Annotated in this window: 11 protein-coding genes and 3 pseudogenes; 6 read left to right on the top strand and 8 right to left on the bottom strand. The window is 69.9% G+C overall.

Annotated elements, in window-relative coordinates; translation table 11 throughout:
* Positions 1-72 precede the first annotated feature (72 nt).
* The 6 genes and pseudogenes from GLX30_RS32200 to GLX30_RS32175 all read right to left on the bottom strand — a co-directional run bounded on the left by GLX30_RS32200 (position 73) and on the right by GLX30_RS32175 (position 6,912).
* Positions 73-1,032, bottom strand: coding sequence for a sugar ABC transporter permease (locus GLX30_RS32200; RefSeq protein WP_159694446.1), 960 nt, complete (start codon positions 1,030-1,032; stop codon positions 73-75).
* Positions 1,029-2,369: an extracellular solute-binding protein gene (locus GLX30_RS32195; RefSeq protein WP_159694445.1), complete on the bottom strand. Its 1,341-nt coding sequence runs from the start codon at positions 2,367-2,369 to the stop codon at positions 1,029-1,031. Before GLX30_RS32195 ends, GLX30_RS32200 begins: the two co-directional genes overlap by 4 nt.
* 110 nt (positions 2,370-2,479) lie before the next feature.
* A complete protein-coding gene (locus GLX30_RS32190) occupies positions 2,480-4,009 on the bottom strand; it encodes an alpha-N-arabinofuranosidase (protein ID WP_159694444.1) in 1,530 nt (509 codons plus the stop codon).
* A gap of 26 nt (positions 4,010-4,035) precedes the next feature.
* Positions 4,036-4,836 (bottom strand): annotated as a pseudogene (locus GLX30_RS32185) (arabinan endo-1,5-alpha-L-arabinosidase); the annotation flags it as partial.
* A gap of 454 nt (positions 4,837-5,290) precedes the next feature.
* Positions 5,291-6,142: an SMP-30/gluconolactonase/LRE family protein gene (locus GLX30_RS32180; RefSeq protein ID WP_159694443.1), complete on the bottom strand. Its 852-nt coding sequence runs from the start codon at positions 6,140-6,142 to the stop codon at positions 5,291-5,293.
* Positions 6,139-6,912: an IclR family transcriptional regulator gene (locus GLX30_RS32175; protein ID WP_159694442.1), complete on the bottom strand. Its 774-nt coding sequence runs from the start codon at positions 6,910-6,912 to the stop codon at positions 6,139-6,141. Before GLX30_RS32175 ends, GLX30_RS32180 begins: the two co-directional genes overlap by 4 nt.
* 193 nt (positions 6,913-7,105) lie before the next feature.
* On the opposite strand from GLX30_RS32175, the gene GLX30_RS32170 reads away from it, so the two are divergent.
* Genes GLX30_RS32170 through mmsB form a run of 4 tightly spaced genes read left to right on the top strand, consistent with a single transcriptional unit; the run spans position 7,106 to position 12,097 of the window.
* Positions 7,106-8,182: a hypothetical protein gene (locus GLX30_RS32170; protein ID WP_244258355.1), complete on the top strand. Its 1,077-nt coding sequence runs from the start codon at positions 7,106-7,108 to the stop codon at positions 8,180-8,182.
* Between the two features lie 5 nt (positions 8,183-8,187).
* Complete coding sequence (chvE, locus tag GLX30_RS32165) at positions 8,188-9,291, top strand: multiple monosaccharide ABC transporter substrate-binding protein (RefSeq protein WP_159694441.1); 1,104 nt, start codon at positions 8,188-8,190, stop codon at positions 9,289-9,291.
* Positions 9,291-10,853, top strand: coding sequence for a multiple monosaccharide ABC transporter ATP-binding protein (gene mmsA, locus GLX30_RS32160; RefSeq protein WP_159694440.1), 1,563 nt, complete (start codon positions 9,291-9,293; stop codon positions 10,851-10,853). Before chvE ends, mmsA begins: the two co-directional genes overlap by 1 nt.
* A gap of 5 nt (positions 10,854-10,858) precedes the next feature.
* Positions 10,859-12,097, top strand: a complete 1,239-nt coding sequence (gene mmsB, locus GLX30_RS32155) for a multiple monosaccharide ABC transporter permease (RefSeq protein WP_244258354.1) — start codon at positions 10,859-10,861, stop codon at positions 12,095-12,097.
* A gap of 70 nt (positions 12,098-12,167) precedes the next feature.
* Here mmsB and GLX30_RS32150 read toward each other — a convergent pair whose 3' ends face one another.
* Both GLX30_RS32150 and GLX30_RS32145 read right to left on the bottom strand, forming a co-directional pair.
* Positions 12,168-13,352 carry an aldose epimerase family protein gene (locus tag GLX30_RS32150; protein WP_159694439.1) on the bottom strand — a complete coding sequence of 395 codons (1,185 nt, stop codon included), beginning with the start codon at positions 13,350-13,352 and terminating at the stop codon, positions 12,168-12,170.
* Between the two features lie 179 nt (positions 13,353-13,531).
* Positions 13,532-16,007: pseudogene (locus tag GLX30_RS32145) on the bottom strand (alpha-L-arabinofuranosidase C-terminal domain-containing protein).
* 223 nt (positions 16,008-16,230) lie between these two features.
* Here GLX30_RS32145 and GLX30_RS32140 point away from each other — a divergent pair.
* Positions 16,231-16,359 (top strand): annotated as a pseudogene (locus GLX30_RS32140) (LacI family transcriptional regulator); the annotation flags it as partial.
* A 148-nt stretch (positions 16,360-16,507) separates the two neighbouring features.
* Positions 16,508-16,996 carry a flavin reductase family protein gene (locus GLX30_RS32135; RefSeq protein WP_159694438.1) on the top strand — a complete coding sequence of 163 codons (489 nt, stop codon included), beginning with the start codon at positions 16,508-16,510 and terminating at the stop codon, positions 16,994-16,996.
* Positions 16,997-17,012 lie beyond the last annotated feature (16 nt).

Genomic DNA, 17,012 nt, shown 5'->3' with positions numbered 1-17,012 from the left:
GTCCTGCGGCCCGTGGAGCCGGCGCCGGAGCCCGTACGGGGCGCGCGACGGGGGTGATGGTGGCGGAACCGCTCACTTCGCGGCCTCCTCAGCTCGGCGCCGGGACAGCATCGGCTGCACCAGGGAGACGATCAGGATCAGGGCGAAGAAGATGTAGGACACCGCGGAGGCGTAGCCGATGCGGTAGCCGGTGAAGCCCTGCTGGTAGACGTACTGCAGGATCGGCCGGGTCGATTCGTCCGGGCCGCCGCCGGTCATGATGTAGACCTGGTCGAAGATCTTCAGCGACGCCAGCACCTGGAGGACCACCACCAGTCCGGTGGTGCGGCGCAGCATCGGCAGGGTGATGTGCCACAGCCGGTTCCAGGCCCCTGCGCCGTCGAGTTCGGCGGCCTCGTAGAGGTGGACCGGGATGGCCTGGAGTGCGGCGAGGTAGAGCAGGAAGTTGAAGCCGACGGTCCACCAGACGGTGGTCGCCACGACGGTGAGCATCGCGTATCGCTCCTCGCTGAGCCAACCGATGCCCGGTTCCAGTCCTACGGCGGCCAGCATCTGGTCGGCGAGGCCGAAGCCGGACGGGAAGATCATCTGGGCGAAGAGCAGACAGACGACTCCGGACGGGAGCAGGAACGGCGCGAACCAGCTGAGCCGCCACAGCCACTGCACCACCCTCAACTGATGGGACAGCAGGGCCAGTCCGAGGCCCACGAGAACCAGCGGGACGGTGGACAGCACGGTGAACCAGACCGTGTTCCACAGCGAGGACCAGACGTCGGGATCGGCGAGGGCTTCGGCGTAGTTGGCGAAGCCGACGAACTCCCCTCCCGTTCCGGTGATGTTCTCGCTGGTCAAGCTCATCCCCAGGCCGGAGAGCAGCGGCCAGATCAGGAACACGGCGTAGACGAGCAGGAACGGGGCGACGAACACCAGGCCGTGCTCGGTCCACTTGCGGTGGACGGAGCGCACCGGCCGGCCGTCGGGGGCGGCGCCCTTCGTCACCGGTGACGGCGGTGCCGCGGCGGTGGTGGTCATGACGCGGCTCCGGGGAGTGGGTTGCGGGTGTCGAGGAGGTTCCGGAGGCGGGCCTTGGCCTCCGTGAGGGCGCCGCGCGGGGTGCGGGACCCGGTGAGCACGCCGGAAAGGACGGCGCCGAGTTCGATCCACATCCGGGAGGCGGAGCCGGCGAACCAGGCGGGCTCGTCGAGCGCCACGTCGTCGATCACGCCGCGGTACTCGGACTGCGGTTTCAGTTCGAGATACGCGGGATCCTTCAATACCGGCAGGTACGCGGGCACATGGCCGCCTTCGGCCCAGGCGACGGAGTTGCGCAGCATCCAGGCGACGAGCCGGTGCGCGGCCTCGTTCGCCGCGCCGCCGCGGTCGGCCTGGTGCGGGAGGACGAAGGCATGGCAGTCGGCCTGGGTGCCGGGTCGGCCGAAGAGCGTAGGTACGGGGGTCATGGAGAACGGGATGCCGGTGGTGCGGAAGGAGGAGATCTCCCATTCGCCGTTGAGGTGGAAGGCGGTCTTTCCGCCGTTGAAGATGCCGACGGAGGCGCCGTAGTCGGCGCGGCGCACCATCAGCCCCTCCTCGGCAAGGCCGGCCATGTACTCGAGTACGCGCAGCGCCTTCGTGTCGTCGAGGGCGAGGTGCTTGCCGTCCTCGGAGAGGACCTTGCCGCCGGTCTGCGAGTAGAAGGTGGCGAACAGCCGCCACGGGGTGATGCAGTCGGGCCCGAGTGTCTCGGTCACGAGGCCGGGCTGACCGGTCACCTTCTTCGCGGCGCGCAGCGCGTCGGCGAACTCCTCGGTCCCTTCGATCGGTTCGAGTCTGCCGCCCGACATGAGTCCGGCCTTCTCGCACACCTCGGTCTGGTAGTAGAGGACGAACGGGTGCGTGTCGAACGGGACGGCGTACTGCTCGCCGGCCACCCGGCCGCGCCGCCAGATGCCGGGCGGGAAGTCCTGCTCGCGGACGCCGAGGTCGGCGAGGAGGTCGAGGTCGAAGGGGTCGAGAAGCCGGCCGGGTGCGAAGCCGGCGAGCCTGGCCAGGTGCAGCACGGCCAGTTCGGGCGCGCGGCCGCCGGCGCCGGCCATGCCCAGCTTCGTGTAGTAGGGGGCGCCCCACTGGAGGGTCGCCGCCTCCAGGGAGACGTCCGGGTGCTCGGCACGGAACGCGTCGAGCATGCCCTGCATGTTGACGCCGTCCCCGCCGCCGAACAGATGCCAGAACCGCAGACGGGTCTGCCCGGGGCCGGCGGCGGCGGACGGTGCGGCGCAGCCGGACAGCGGGCCGAGGGCCGTGGTGGCGGCCAGGGCGCCGATGCCGCCGGCGAGGGCGCGGCGCCGGCTGAGGCGATGTGGATGCATGGCGGCTCGTCTCCGAGGAAGAAGGGGTCGGCGTGCGGTGCGGTGTCCCGGGAGGGGCCGCCCGGCCCCGGTGCCGGACGCGACCGGGGGCGGGCGGCGGCTTGTGCGCGTCAGGCGCCGGCGGTCAGCCGGATCACGTTCCACGACAGGGGCTCGAGCGTGACGTCGAGGACGCCGTCCGCGAGCACGGCCCCTTCACCCGCGTGGGGCACGACGCGTTCGGGCTCCGCGAGGGTGTTGCGGGCCTCCGGGTCGGCGTCGCTGAGGACGCTGTGCTCCTCGACGTGGGTGACGTCCAGCCTGGTGAGGGCGACCTGGAGCGGCAGCGGGTCGCTCTGGCTCCGGTTGACGGCGAAGACGGTGACGGCGCCGGTGTGCGGGTCGCGCACGGCGGTCGCGTGCAGCAGCGGCACCTCGCCGTAGGCGGCCGTCTCGTAGGTGGGTGAGTCGGCGCGTACGTCGAGGACCTCGCCCCGCCCGTGGCGGGAGGCCTGGGCGAAGGGGAAGAACGTGGTCTGCCGCCAGGCCGGACCACCGGGCTCGGTCATGATCGGGGCGATCACGTTGACGAGCTGGGCGAGGCAGGCGACGGTCACCCGGTCGGCGTGGCGGAGCAGGGCGATGAGCAGCGAGCCGAAGACGACGGCGTCGGTGACGCTGTAGTTGTCCTCGAGCAGCCGCGGGGCCTCGGGCCAGTCCAGGGGGTTGGCCCTGCTCTCCGCCTCGAACCGCTTCATGTACCAGACGTTCCACTCGTCGAAGGAGAGCTGGATACGCTTCTTCGACTTGAGCCGGGCCCCGACGTGGTCGCAGGTGGCGACGACGTTCTCGATGAACGACTCCATGTCGACGGCGGAGGCGAGGAACGAGTCGCGGTCGCCGTCGATCTCCTCGTAATAGGCGTGCAGCGAGATGTGGTCGACGAGGTCGTACGCCTCCTGGAGGACGGTCGCCTCCCAGGCCGCGAACGTGGGCATGGCCTGGCTGGAGCTGCCGCAGGCGACCAGTTCGAGGTCGGGGTCGATCTGCCGCATGGCACGGGCGGTCTCCGCGGCCAGCCGGCCGTACTCCTCCGCCGTCTTGTGACCGGTCTGCCAAGGGCCGTCCATCTCGTTGCCGAGGCACCAGAGGCGGATCCCGAACGGGTCCTTGTCGCCGTGCGCGATGCGCCGGTCCGAAAGGGCGGTGCCGGCGGGGTGGTTGGCGTACTCCTGGAGCTGGAGTGCCTCGGCCACGCCCCTCGTACCGAGGTTCACGGCCATCATGGGCTCGGCCTGCGGCCCGACCTTCCCCAGGAAGGCGATGAACTCGCTCAGCCCGAAACGGTTGGTCTCCGTGGACCGCCAGGCGAGGTCGAGTCGGCGTGGCCGCTCGTCGACGGGGCCGACGGAGTCCTCCCACCGGTAGCCGGAGACGAAGTTGCCTCCGGGGTAGCGGACGGCGGTGACGCCCAGTTCCCGGACCAGTTCGAGGACGTCGGTACGCAGCCCGGCCTCGTCGGCGGACGGATGGTCCGGTTCGTAGATGCCGGTGTACACGCAGCGGCCCAGGTGCTCGACGAAGGAGCCGAAGAGACGGGGATTCACCTCGCCCACGGTGAAGGCGGGGTCGAGCGTGAAGCGGGCGTTGCTGTCGGGCATGGTGTCCTTCCGGGAGGTTCGGGGGATCAGGGGGTGACGACGGGCCAGCCGTCCTTGCCCCAGCTCAGGGTGTTGAGGCCGAGCTTGGGCACGCCGGAGTCGTCGGCGTCGTAGTAGTGGTAGACGAGGACGTCCCGGCCGCGGTCGCGGAGCACGGACTGACCGCCGGTGCCGAGGTACCGGCCGTGACCGGCGAGCAGGAGTTCACCGCCGCCGTCCGTCATCGCGGTGCCGTCGCGGTCGTGGTACGGACCGGTGGGGTGCGTGGCGCGCCCGACGCGGATGTTGTAGGTCGAGTCGGTACCGGCGCAGCAGCGGTCGTAGGAGACGAACAGGTAGTAGCGGCCCTGGCGTTCGACGATGTACGGCGCCTCGACGGCGTAGGGCTCGTCGGGGCGGGTGGCCAGGTGCAGGACCTCGGGATCGACGGTACGGGGCTTGCCCGTGGCGGGGTCGAGCTCGATCATGCGGATGCCGGTCCAGTACGAGCCGAAGGACATCCAGAGCCGGCCGCGCGCCTGGAGGACGGCGGGGTCGATGGCGTTGTAGTGGTCGCCGGTGGTGGTGGAGAAGACCGCTCCGCGGTCCTCCCAGGTGCCGGGCCTCCCGGTGCGGGAGGTGGCCAGGCCGATCGCGGAGTGGTTGGAGCCGAAGGAGGAGACGGCGTAGTAGAGCCAGTAGACGCCGTCGCGGTAGGTGACCTCGGGTGCCCACGGGTCGCCTTCCGCGGAGTAGGCGCGCCACCACCCGGGGATGTCGGTGAAGGCGGATCCGGCGCGCTGCCACGTCCTGCCGTCGCGTGAGGTGCGGGCCTCGATCTTGCCGTGGGTGGAGTAGACGACGTACGTGCCGTCCTTGAGACGGACGGCGGAGGGTCGTGGACCTCGGTGTCGCCGGTGACGGGGCGCGGGTCAGGATGGCCCGCGGAGGTGGCCGGGGCGGCGTGGCCGGGGAGGACGCCGGTCCCGAGGAGTGCGGTGGTGGCGGCGGCGGTGGCGAGGACCGCTCCGAGGCGGCGGCCTCGCCGGGGGCGCGGGGCGTTCATGAAGGGCGGCTCCTTCATCGGACGGGGGGATGCGGGGGCGGAGCCGTCGACACCGACGTTCGAAATTTCGACTCTCGCTCGCAACTTCGAACGGGACCGTAGACGCGGGAAATCCCGACGTCAATGACTTTTGCTGAAATCACGAACAACGTTCGACTTGCCGAACAATAAAGGCGGTTGGGCGTCGATGACGCCCGGTCCGGGCCCCTCCGCCACGCCGGCCGAGGGCCCCGGGTTCAGCCGGCGAAGGCGGGCTGAGCGAGTCCCTGCCCCGCGCCGGGCAGCACCAGCAGCGAGCCGGAAAGAGGATGCGGCGCCGTCCGCTCCTTGCGGGCGGACGTCACATAGAGGTCGGTGAGCCCCGCGCCGCCGAACGCACAGGCGGTGGGCCGTCGCACGGGAAGCTTCACGACACGGTCGAGCACCCCCTCCGGCGTGTAGCGGCGCACCGCGGCCCCGTCCCACAGGGCCACCCAGACGCATCCGTCGGCGTCGACGGTGAGCCCGTCGGGGTAGCCCGCGCCGTCCTCGACGGCGGCCAGCGGGCGCCGGTTCACCGGCAGCGGATCATCGGGACGCAGGTCGAGCACGTCGATACGGCGGGTCGGCGAGTCGATGTAGTACATCCGGCGGCCGTCGGGGCTCCAGCCGGTGCCGTTGCTGACGGCGACGTCCGCGAGGACGGTGGTCGCCGTGCCGTCCGGCGTGGTCCGGGTGAGCGTTCCGCCGCCCGGGGCCTCGTCGTAGCGCATCGTCCCCGTCCACAGCGAGCCGTCGGGGGCGACCGCGGCGTCGTTGGCCCGGCGCCCGGGGACCGGATCCCGGCGCAGCCAGCGGAAGGCGCCGTCGCGGCCGTAAAGCCCCACTCCGTCACGGAGGTTGACGACGAGTCCCCCGCCCACCCGGGGCTTGACCGCGCCGACGTGCTGCTCGGTGGCCATGACCGTGCGGCGCCCGGTGGCAGGGTCGTAGGTGTGGACGCGTGAGCGCAGGATGTCGACCCACAGCAGCCGTTCGGTCGCCGGGTCCCAGGTGGGGCCCTCGCCGAGCAACGCGTCGTGGCGCACCGCCACCTCTATGCCCTTCATGCGACGGCCCGGTGACCGAGACGCTCGGACAGGTCGGCGGCGCCCTTGGCGGCCAGCGCTTCGAGCTCCGCGCGGCGTTCCTCGCTCCAGCGGATCATCGGCACGGAGATGGACAGCGCGGCGACGACCCGGCCGGAACGGTCACGCACGGGCGCGGCGACACAGCTGACGTCCGCGTTCGACTCCCGGCGTTCCAGCGCGATGCCGGCTTCCCGCACGGCCTCCAGTTCGGTACGCAGGACGGCAGGGTCGGTGATGCTGTTGGGTGTCATGGCGACCAGTTCGGTGCCCGGCGCGAGGCGGGCGTCGAGCTCGCTGTCGGGAAGGGAGGCGAGCAGCATCTTGCCCACCGCGGTGCAGTGGGCGGGCAGACTGCGGCCGGCGGCGGAGACCATACGGACGGCGTGGGTGGAGTCGACCTTCGCGATGTAGAGGACGTGGGTGCCGTCCAGGATCGCGACATGGACGGTCTCGTCGCAGGTCTCCGCTACGGAGCGGGCCACCTCCTGGCCCTCGTGGGCGAGGTCGAGCTGCTCGGCGTAGCGGCTGCCCAGCTGGTAGAGGCGCACTCCGAGGCGGTAGCGGCCGGAGCGGCCGTCCACCGGCACGATGTACGAGCGGGCCGCGAGCGTGGTGATGAGTTCATGCACGGTGGTACGCGGCAGTTGGAGCTTCCGGACGATATCGGGGGCCGACAGCGTCCCGTCCCCGTCGAGGAAGAGCTCCAGAATGTCGAGAGCACGGGTGACAGCGGGCACGAGGCGTCCCATGGCTTTCCCCTTGTTCGATATATCAACGCTTGATCGGCAGAGCGAACAGTCTATCGCCGGTGGCCGGCCCCGGTAAGGCGTCGGGGATCTTCGTGTTCGACCGTCCGACCCATTGACACCCAGGTGGCTCGATCCTTAACGTCGCCCCAGAATCTCGAACGACGTCCGATATTTCGAACAATAGAGGTTGCTCGTGACCCCTCCCCTCGCTCGAACCTCCGGAGCCCGCCGCCCCGGTGGAGCGGCCCTCGCCGCACTCGGCCTGGCCGCGCCCGCGGAGAACCCCTCGGACGCCTCCGCACACCGGTTCCCCGACGGCGGCAGCTGGCGCACCGAGATCCCGTCCTGCGAGGGGCCGGAGGTGCTGGCCGTCGTGCTGAAGGAGGCCGCCCGGCTGGACCTGCCCGTCCATCGCATCAGCCAGGGCAGCGGCGTGTGGATGCTCACCGACGACGAGATCACCGAGATGGCCGGCGCCTGCGCCGAACGCGACATCGAACTCTGCCTGTTCACCGGGCCGCGCGGCAGCTGGGACATCGGAGCCTCGACCCGTACAGACTCCGGCGGCTCCGGACTGCGGGCCCGTGGCCACGACGCGCTCGCCGGCTGTGTCGAGGACGCACTCCGCGCGACCGCCCTCGGCGTGCGTTGCCTCCTCGTCGCCGACGAAGGAGTCCTTTGGTGCCTGCACCGGCTGCGCGCCCAAGGGGTGCTGCCCGCCGAAACGACGTTCAAGGTGTCCGCGCTCGTGGGTCCGGTCAATCCGGCGGCGTACGCCGTCCATGAACGTCTCGGCGCCGACTCGGTCAACGTGCCCTCCGACCTGACGCTCGCCCATCTCACCGAGATCCGGCGCGCCAGCGCGGCGCCGATGGACCTCTACGTGGAGGCGCCGGACGACCTCGGCGGCTATGTGCGCATGTACGAGGCGGCCGAGCTCATCAGGCGCGGCGCTCCCCTCTATCTGAAGTTCGGACTGAGCAAGGCGCCCGGCTTCTACCCGTACGGCGCCCAGATGCGCGACGCGATGCTGGCGTCCGCACGTGAACGGGTCCGGCGCGGGCGTCTCACCCTCGACCTGCTGGCCCGTCTCGGCGCCGACGGCGGCATGTCGCCGCTCGGCTCGCGTCTCCCCGGCCCCTTGCACCGCTTCCCCGTGACGGACCTCCCCCCGGCCGGCCCGTCCGTCACCGGCCCCGCTGCCACCGATCTGCCCGTCACCGACCTTGCCACCGCCTCTCCGGCGGCCGTGCCCTCACCTAAGGATTGATGAAGATGCGCAACCGCCGAGCCGCACTCACCGCGGTCACCGCCGCCGTCGCCTTGTCCCTCGCCGCCTGCGGCCAGAGCAGTACGGGCGGCAGCAAGCAGGAGCCGAAGGGAGGCAAGGGATCCACGGTCGGCATCGCCATGCCGACGAAGTCCTCGGAACGCTGGATCGCCGACGGCAACAACATGGCCGCCGAGTTCAAGAAGCTCGGCTACAAGACGGACCTGCAGTACGGCGAGGACGACGTCGACCAGCAGGTCTCCCAGATCGAGAACATGATCACCAAGGGAGTCGACGTCCTCGTGGTCGCCGCCATCGACGGACGGGCCCTGGGTGACGTGCTGCGCCAGGCGAGCGAGCAGGGCGTCAAGGTCATCTCCTACGACCGCCTCATCCTCGGCAGCGAGGCCGTCAGCTACTACGCCTCCTTCGACAACGAGAAGGTCGGCGAACTCCAGGCCGGCTACATCGTGGACAAGCTGGGGCTGAAGGACGGCAGCGCCGAAGGCCCGTTCACCATCGAGCTGTTCGCCGGCTCCCCCGACGACAACAACACCCGCTTCTTCTTCCAGGGCGCCTGGAAGGTCCTCAAGCCGTACATCGACAACAAGCAGCTCGTCGTCCGCAGCGGACAGACCAGGCTGGAGCAGATCACCACCCTGCGCTGGGACGGCGGCACCGCGCAGAAGCGCATGGACGACCTGCTGACCGGCTCGTACGGCTCGGACACCGTCGACGCGGTGCTCTCGCCGTACGACGGCATATCGATCGGCATTCTCTCGGCGCTCAAGTCGGACGGCTACGGCACGAAGGCCAAGCCCTACCCGGTCGTCACCGGGCAGGACGCCGAGGTCGCCTCGGTCAAGTCCATCATCGCCGGGCAGCAGACACAGACGGTGTACAAGGACACCCGGGCGCTCGCCAAGCAGGCCGTCCAGATGGCCGACGCCGTGCTGAACGACAAGAAGCCCGAGGTCAACGACACCACCACCTACGACAACGAGAAGAAGGTCGTGCCGGCCTTCCTGCTCGACCCGGTCAGCGTCGACAGGACGAACTACAAGACGGTGCTGGTCGACTCGGGCTACATCAAGGCGAGCGACCTCTGATGCCGGGGGCACGGGCGGTGGAACCCATCCTGGAGATGCGGTCCATCGGCAAGACGTTCCCGGGGGTGCGGGCCCTGTCCGACGTGACGCTGACCGTCGCGCCGGGCGAGGTCCACGCCATCTGCGGGGAGAACGGCGCCGGCAAGTCGACGCTGATGAAGGTGCTCAGCGGGGTGCACCCGCACGGCAGTTACGAGGGGGACATCCTCTTCCAGGGCGAGACATGCGCGTTCAAGGACATCCGGGCGAGCGAGGACCGCGGCATCGTGATCATCCACCAGGAGCTCGCCCTGGTGCCGTACCTGTCCATCGCCGAGAACATCTTCCTCGGCAACGAGCACGCCACGCGCGGGATCATCAGCTGGAACGAGACCCTGCGGCACGCCGCCGCTCTGCTGGGGCGCGTCGGCCTCCGCGAGCACCCGCAGACCCGGGTCGCGGACATCGGCGTCGGCAAGCAGCAGCTCGTGGAGATCGCCAAGGCGCTCTCCAAGAAGGTCAAGCTGCTGATCCTCGACGAGCCGACGGCCGCGCTCAACGACGAGGACAGCGCCAAACTGCTGTCCCTCATCAAGGAGTTGAGGGAACAGGGCATCGCCTCGATCATCATCTCGCACAAGCTGGGCGAGATCGCGGAGGTCGCCGACCGGGTCACCGTCATCCGTGACGGGCGCACCATCGAGACCCTCGGTGTGCGCGACGGGGACATGACGGAGGACCGCATCATCCGCGGCATGGTGGGCCGGGATCTCGACCACCGGTTCCCCGAACGCACCCCGTACACCGGCGAACCCGGTGAGCATCCGGCGCTCGAGGTCCGCGACTGGACCGTGCACCACCCGATCGACCAACAGCGCAAGGTCGTGGACCAGGTGTCGGTCAACGTCCGCAGGGGCGAGATCGTGGGCATCGCGGGGCTGATGGGCGCGGGCCGTACCGAGCTCGCGATGAGCGTGTTCGGACGCTCCTACGGGCGCAACATCAGCGGCACCGTCCTCAAGGACGGCAAGGAGATCCGCACCCGCACCGTCCCGGAGGCGGTGGGCCACGGCATCGCGTACGTCACGGAGGACCGCAAGCACTACGGCCTCAACCTGATCGACACCATCGGCCGGAACATCACCATGAGCGCTCTCTCCAAGGTCGCCCGGCGCGGTGTCGTGGACGAACACGCCGAGCGGCGCGTCGCCGAGTCGTACCGGCGCAGCATGAACATCAAGGCGCCCACGGTCTTCGAGCAGGTGGGCCGGCTCTCCGGCGGCAACCAGCAGAAGGTCGTCCTCAGCAAGTGGATCTTCGCCGGGCCCGATGTGCTGATCCTCGACGAGCCCACGCGCGGCATCGACGTGGGTGCCAAGTTCGAGATCTACACCGTCATCGACCGGCTCGCCGCGGAGGGCAAGGCCGTCGTCTTCATCTCCTCCGAACTCCCCGAACTCCTCGGCATGTGCGACCGCATCTACACGATGTCCGCGGGCCGTCTCACCGGCGAGGTCCCTCGCGGCCGGGCGACCCAGGAAGTTCTCATGCGCCACATGACCAGCACCAGCGACAAGAGGTAACCGACATGGGCCCGGCCACCACCGACGCGCCGACCAGCGCCTCCCCCAGCAAGCCCCCGCCGACGCGCCACGGCACGAAGGAACTGCTGCTCGACGCGGCACGACGCAACATGCGGCAGTACGGAATGCTCGTCGCACTGGCGCTCATCGTCGTGCTGTTCCAGATATGGACCGACGGCGTCCTGCTGCTGCCGAACAACGTCACCAATCTCGTCCTCCAGAACAGCTACATCCTTGTGCTCGGCATCGGCATGATGATCGTCATCATCTCGGGCCACATCGACCTGTCGGTCGGCTCACTGGCGGCGTTCGTCTCCGCGGCCGCCGCGGTGATGATGGTCGAGCACGATGTGCCCTGGGTGCTCGCGCTCGTCCTCTCCCTCGCGATCGGCGCGCTCGCCGGCGCGTGGCAGGGCTTCTGGATCGCGTACGTGGGCATCCCGTCGTTCATCGTCACGCTGGCGGGCATGCTGCTGTTCCGCGGCGGGACGCAGATCCTGCTCGGCAGCCGCTCCCTGGGGCCGTTCCCCGAGGGGTTCCAGAAGATCGCCACCGGGTATCTGCCGGAGATCGGGCCGGTCACCAACTACCACAACCTCACCCTGCTGATGGGCTTCGCGCTGCTCGCGTTCGCCCTGTGGCAGGAGGTCAGGGACCGCCGCCGCCAGCAGAAGTACGAGCTCGACGTGCTGCCCAGGAACCTCTTCGTCGCCAAGTGCGCCGCGCTCAGCGCCGCCGTGCTGGCCTTCACCCTCACCCTCGCCAGCTACCGGGGCGCCCCGGTCGTGCTGCTGCTCCTCGCGGCCCTGCTCGTCGGCTTCGGCTTCGTGATGCGCAACGCGGTCGTGGGACGTCATGTGTACGCGCTCGGCGGTAACCAGGCGGCGGCCAAGCTCTCCGGCGTCAAGGACAAGCGCGTCACCTTCCTCGTCTTCGTGAACATGGGCGTGCTCGCGGCCCTCGCGGGTGTCGTCTACGCCGCCCGTCTCAACGCGGGCGTCCCGCAGGCCGGCGTGAACTTCGAACTCGAGGCGATCGCCGCGGCCTTCATCGGCGGCGCGTCGATGAGTGGCGGCGTGGGGACGGTGTTCGGCGCGATCATCGGCGGCCTGGTCCTCGGCGTACTGAACAACGGCATGTCGCTCGTCGGCATCGGCAGCGACTACCAGCAGGTCATCAAGGGTCTGGTTCTGCTGGCCGCGGTCGGGTTCGACGTCTGGAACAAGCGGAAGGTCGGTTCCTGACGGCCGGCCCGACGCGGCACCGTGCCCCGGCCCCTCCTGCTGCGGAGGGCCGGGGCACGGTGCGTGGGCGTCAGAGTGTGCCGAACGAGTGCACGGTCGAGGACCTGTAGGTCCGTCCCGGGCGGAGCGCGGTGGTGGGGAATCCGGGCTGGTTGGGCGAGTCGGGGAAGTGCTGGGTCTCCAGGCAGAACCCGTCGCCCTGTCGGTACACCCGGCCCGAGGTGCCCTTCAGGGTGCCGTCGAGGAAGTTGCCGCTGTAGAACTGCAGGCCCGGTTCCGTGGTGGCGATGGTCATCACCCGCCCCGACGTGGGCTCGGTGACCGTGACGGCCTTCCGCGGCTGCCCGGTGATCCCCTTGTCGAGCACGAAGTTGTGGTCGTACCCCTGTCCGACGAGGATCTGCTCGTGCCCTTGGCGGAGGTCCTCGCCGATGGGCTTGCCCAGCCGGAAGTCGAACGGGGTGCGGGCGACGCGGGCGAGGGCGCCCGTAGGGATGAGGGTGGCGTCCACCGGTGTGTAACGGGAGGCGTCGATACGAAGCCGGTGGTCGTGGACGGTGCCGCTTCCCTCGCCCGCGAGGTTGAAGTACGTGTGGTTGGTGAGGTTCACGACGGTCGCACGGTCCGTCGTCGCCTCGTAGTCGACGCGGAACTCACCCCGCGCGGTGAGGGTGTAGTCCACCCGGACCGTGAGGGTGCCGGGGTATCCCATCTCGCCGTCGGGGCTGACGCGCCGCAGGGTGAGGCCGGTGTCGGCGTCCCGCCGGAACGGCTCGACGTCCCAGACCCGTTTGTCGAAGCCCCGGTCCCCGCCGTGCAGGCTGTTGGGGCCGTCGTTCACCGGGAGACGGTAGGTGGTCCCGTCCAGGGTGAACCTGCCGCCGGCGATGCGGTTGCCGTAACGGCCGATCACCGCGCCGAAGTACGGGCTCTTCGCCACGTAGTCGTCCAGGTTGTCGAAGCCGAGGGACACGTTCGCCCACCTCCCCCTGCGGTCGGGCACCTCCAGCCCTTGGACGATGCCGCCGTACGACAGGACGCGCAGACGGATGCCGTCGTTCTCCAGCGTCCACAGGTCGACTCCGGTGCCGTCTGCCAGGGACCCGAACCGCTGCCGGACCGGCCCGCGGGTGCCCCTTGTCCCCCGCGGGGCCGTCGTCGTGCCGGCGGCCGCGGTCGGGGTCGTCGCCGCTGTGGCCGCTGTCGCCGCGGCTCCCACCGCCGCTGTGAGCACGGTGCGTCTGCTGGTCGTCATGGGTCGTCTCGCTCTCGTGGTCGGCCGCACGATGCGGCTCGTTCGGTATGTCGGTTGCCGTTCGGGCCGGTCTGCCCGGAACACGGAGGGGCTTCTCGCGCCCCGGCGTCAGCCGCGGGGCGGGAGAGTGAAGGCGCGTGCGGGGTGCGCGCGCCGGGCGCACACCCCGCACGCGTTCCTCACCGGGTCCTGATCCTCATGAAGGTCACGGAATGGGCCGGGAAGGTGTACGAAAAGGTGCTGCTGACACCCTCGAAGGTCGAGGACCGCGGCTGGACCGGCCGCTCGTCGGCCGTGTTCTGCGCGGCCGGGTCGGCCTCCAGGGTGGTGACCCGGGCGGTCGGCGCCACCGCGGTCCCCGCACCGAGGTCGATCGCCGTCCGGGCCGGTGAGGCCTGGGCGTTGACGACCTTGACGATGAGGTCGCCGGTGGGCGCGTCACGGGTGACGACCTGACGGAAGGGCTCGGCGACCTTGTCGTCGGTGAACCCGCCCCACTTCCGGCCGTCGACGTAGAGTGTCACCTGCCGTCCGCGCACCTCGACATGGAGGTCGTAGGTGCGGCCGGTCTCGATGGTCGTCGCGTTCTCGGTCATGGTCTGCTTGGCGCCGCCGACGGTCTTCTCGACAGCGGAGCGGGTGTTGTTCCAGCCGCCCAGGTTCCACCAGTAGTAGTTGCCGGTGTCCTTGACGCCGAAGGCGACGAGGAAGCCCTCCCTCCCGGACTTCTTGGTGGCCTTCACCCTGAGGTCGTAGTTCTGCCAGGCCGTGTCGCCGGCGGTGACGAGGGTGTTCTCCGCCGTCTCGTCGCTCTGGACGTACGCGCCGTCCTGGACGGTCCAGGAGCCGGCGCCGGTGGCCTTCGTCCACCGGTCGTCGCCGCCGGAGAAGTCGTCGGACAGCAGGGTCGTGCCGTCGGAGCCGATGACCTGGACGTCGTCGTACGCGGCGCTGGTCGCCCACGTCGACAGGCCGACGGCGCCGGTGACGGGCCCGAGGTGGTCGGCGTGGCGGACGCTGTGGAGGGGACGACCTCGTCGCCCACGTTGGTCATGAAGAGCTTCTGCGTCTCGTAGTTGGCCGATCCCCACGACCTGGCGTTGTCGAACCAGATCATGTCCGGCTGCCACTGCACGTAGTCCTTGTTCGCCAGCAGCGGCGCGTACGAGGCGAGTTTCACGATGTCGGCGTTGCGTTCCAGGCCGGTCATGAAAGCCGCTTCCGCGAGGGCGTTGCCGAACGTGTTGCCCTGGGAGGCGTACTCGCCGAGGAAGACCTCGGGACCGCTCCGGTCATAGCGGTCGTAGCGGTCGTTGTTCTCGAGGAACCACCGGGGGCTGTTGTAGTAGTGCTCGTCGACCATGTCCACACCGGACTCGCGGCTGAGCCGCCAGGCCTCGTCGAAGGTCGTCCCGGTGTCGTCGGGGCCGGAGTTGGCGATCACCGTGATGTCCGGGTAGGCGGACTCGATCGCGGTGCGGAACTGCTGGAAGCGGGCGAAGAACTCCTTGGGCAGGTTCTCCTCGTTGCCCACGCCGATGTGGGTGAGGCGGAACGGCTCCGGGTGCCCCATTTCCGCCCGCTTGCCGCCCCACTCCGAGCTCACCGGCCCGTTGGCGAACTCGATGAGGTCCAGGGTGTCCTGGATGTGCCGGCGCAGCAGGGCGGGATCGTCGGTGGCCCGGTTCTGACCGCACCCGGTGACGAGGGCGGGGACGACGGGCAGCGGCATCGCGCCGATGTCCTCGGCGAACTGGAAGTACTCGTAGTAGCCGAGTCCGTAACTCTGGTTGTAACCCCAGAAGTTGGCGTTGGTCGCCCGCTGCTCGACCGGTCCGATCGTGTCCTTCCACTGGTACGAGCGGCGGCGCTCCCAGCCGGACGCCTCGTCGTACGCCTCATGGCTGCCGGTGTTGACCAGGCAGCCGCCGGGGAAGCGGAGGAAGCCCGGGCGAAGAGCCTCGATCTTCTCGGCGAGGTCCTTGCGCAGACCGTTCTCGCGGCCCTTGTAGGTGTCCCGGGGAAGAGGGAGACCATGTCGATCGCGGCCGGCCGTGCGGCGGCGAGGGTGAGGCGACCCGTGGTGGAGGTGCGGCGCGCGGTGAACGTCGCCGTGTACTCGGCCCAGCCGCCGCGTGCGACGACCCGGCGGCCTTGGGCGAGTTCGCCCCCCGCGTCGTGCAGGGTGACGGTCAGCGGCGCCGCCCTGCCCGCGCGGGCCCAGACGGAGAAGTCGTACCGCTTCCCCTTCTCCACCGCGATGCCGGTGTTGTAGCCGGTGTTCGTGACCGAGGCGCCGACGTCCATCGAAAGGTAGGTGCGGTTGCGCTCGCCCAGGCGCCCGTCGTTTTCGGCGGCTCTCGCCCCGCCGGAGACGGTCCACGAGGTCAGTGGTGTGTAGGCGGCGTTGTCAGCGGGCCGGTACTCGAAGGAGCGGTTCTGCACGAGTTCGGCGTAGAGCCCGCCGTCGGCGGCGCGGTTGATGTCCTCGTAGAAGACGCCGTACATCGTGTCGTCGATCTTCGCGCCCGTACCGGCGGCGTCGACGGAGATCGTGTAGTCGGCGGGTCCGGCCGCCGCGCCGGGTCCTGCGCCGAGCGTCCCGGCAAGCAGGGCTCCTAAGGTGATCCCGAGCCGCCATCGTCTGCGAGCCATACGCACATCCTCATTATCGTTCGATATACCGGACAGCGATCAGAACTTCGAACGGCACCCTAGGAACCGCGACGGCGGCAGTCAACGCTTTGGGCACAACCCGGCACGGTTGGTCGACCGGTGTTCGCAATGCCGAACGAAACAGGGTCACAGGGCCGACCCGCCGAACCAGGGCCCGCCTTTGATCCCGCAGGCGGAACAGGCTTGTCGAGCGGGCGACGGCACCACGATCCGACAGCCCTGGGACCGGATCAGCAAGGAGATGGTGCGGATGCTGCCGGCCGGGATCGGCGGGGAGGAACCGGCCGCGCTCATCCTGCCGACAGAACTGGTACGCCGGGACTCGGCCTGACCTGCTGCCCGCCCCGGCTTCCCGCCGCCCTCACACATCCCGCGATTCCCTGTGTCGCGTGCGACGGCACCGGGCAACCGGCAGTAAACGGCCCCACGGCACGGCGCGCCGGTACAGGGCCTGCGGAGTCGTCCGGGAGGGTGTCGCCATGGTGGACGTCAAAGGATTCACTGACCTGCTGGACCCTCCGGTGTACGTCGTCACGGCGGCCGCGGACGGGCGGCGGGCCGGCTGCCTGGTCGGCTTCGCCTCCCAGTCCTCGCTGCACCCGGTGCGGTTCGTGGTATGGCTGTCCAAGGTGAACCACACCTACGGTGTGGCGTGCCGGGCGACGCACCTGGGCGTGCACCTGCTGGGCCGCGAACAGCACGGGCTGGCCCGGCTGTTCGGCGGCGAGAGCGGCGACCACGTCGACAAGTTCGCGTCGACCCGCTGGGAGCAGGGGGCGCATGGCGTTCCCGTGTTGGCCGACGCCTGCGCGTGGTTCGTCGGCAGGGTGGAGGAGCGGGGCGACTGGGGGGACCATGTGGGATTCTGCCTCACCCCCGTCGACACGGGGGCGGTGCCGCTGCCGCGTGGGGAGGTGCTGCGCCTGAGCGATGTCGTCGATCTGAGCCCCGGGCACCCGGCGCCCTGACCACGGCGGCACCGCA

It is taken from the genome of Streptomyces sp. Tu 2975 (assembly GCF_009832925.1).
Lineage (GTDB): Bacteria > Actinomycetota > Actinomycetes > Streptomycetales > Streptomycetaceae > Streptomyces.
This window is presented reverse-complemented; position numbering and strand designations above follow the sequence as displayed.

Coding starts and splice junctions, on each gene's coding strand:
- GLX30_RS32180 (WP_159694443.1), bottom strand. CDS start 6,142: ATGAAGGGCATAGAGGTGGCGGTGCGCCACGACGCGTTGCTCGGCGAG.
- GLX30_RS32190 (WP_159694444.1), bottom strand. CDS start 4,009: ATGCCCGACAGCAACGCCCGCTTCACGCTCGACCCCGCCTTCACCGTG.
- mmsB (WP_244258354.1), top strand. CDS start 10,859: ATGGGCCCGGCCACCACCGACGCGCCGACCAGCGCCTCCCCCAGCAAG.
- GLX30_RS32200 (WP_159694446.1), bottom strand. CDS start 1,032: ATGACCACCACCGCCGCGGCACCGCCGTCACCGGTGACGAAGGGCGCC.
- GLX30_RS32135 (WP_159694438.1), top strand. CDS start 16,508: ATGGTGGACGTCAAAGGATTCACTGACCTGCTGGACCCTCCGGTGTAC.
- GLX30_RS32150 (WP_159694439.1), bottom strand. CDS start 13,352: ATGACGACCAGCAGACGCACCGTGCTCACAGCGGCGGTGGGAGCCGCG.
- mmsA (WP_159694440.1), top strand. CDS start 9,291: ATGCCGGGGGCACGGGCGGTGGAACCCATCCTGGAGATGCGGTCCATC.
- GLX30_RS32195 (WP_159694445.1), bottom strand. CDS start 2,369: ATGCATCCACATCGCCTCAGCCGGCGCCGCGCCCTCGCCGGCGGCATC.
- GLX30_RS32175 (WP_159694442.1), bottom strand. CDS start 6,912: ATGGGACGCCTCGTGCCCGCTGTCACCCGTGCTCTCGACATTCTGGAG.
- chvE (WP_159694441.1), top strand. CDS start 8,188: ATGCGCAACCGCCGAGCCGCACTCACCGCGGTCACCGCCGCCGTCGCC.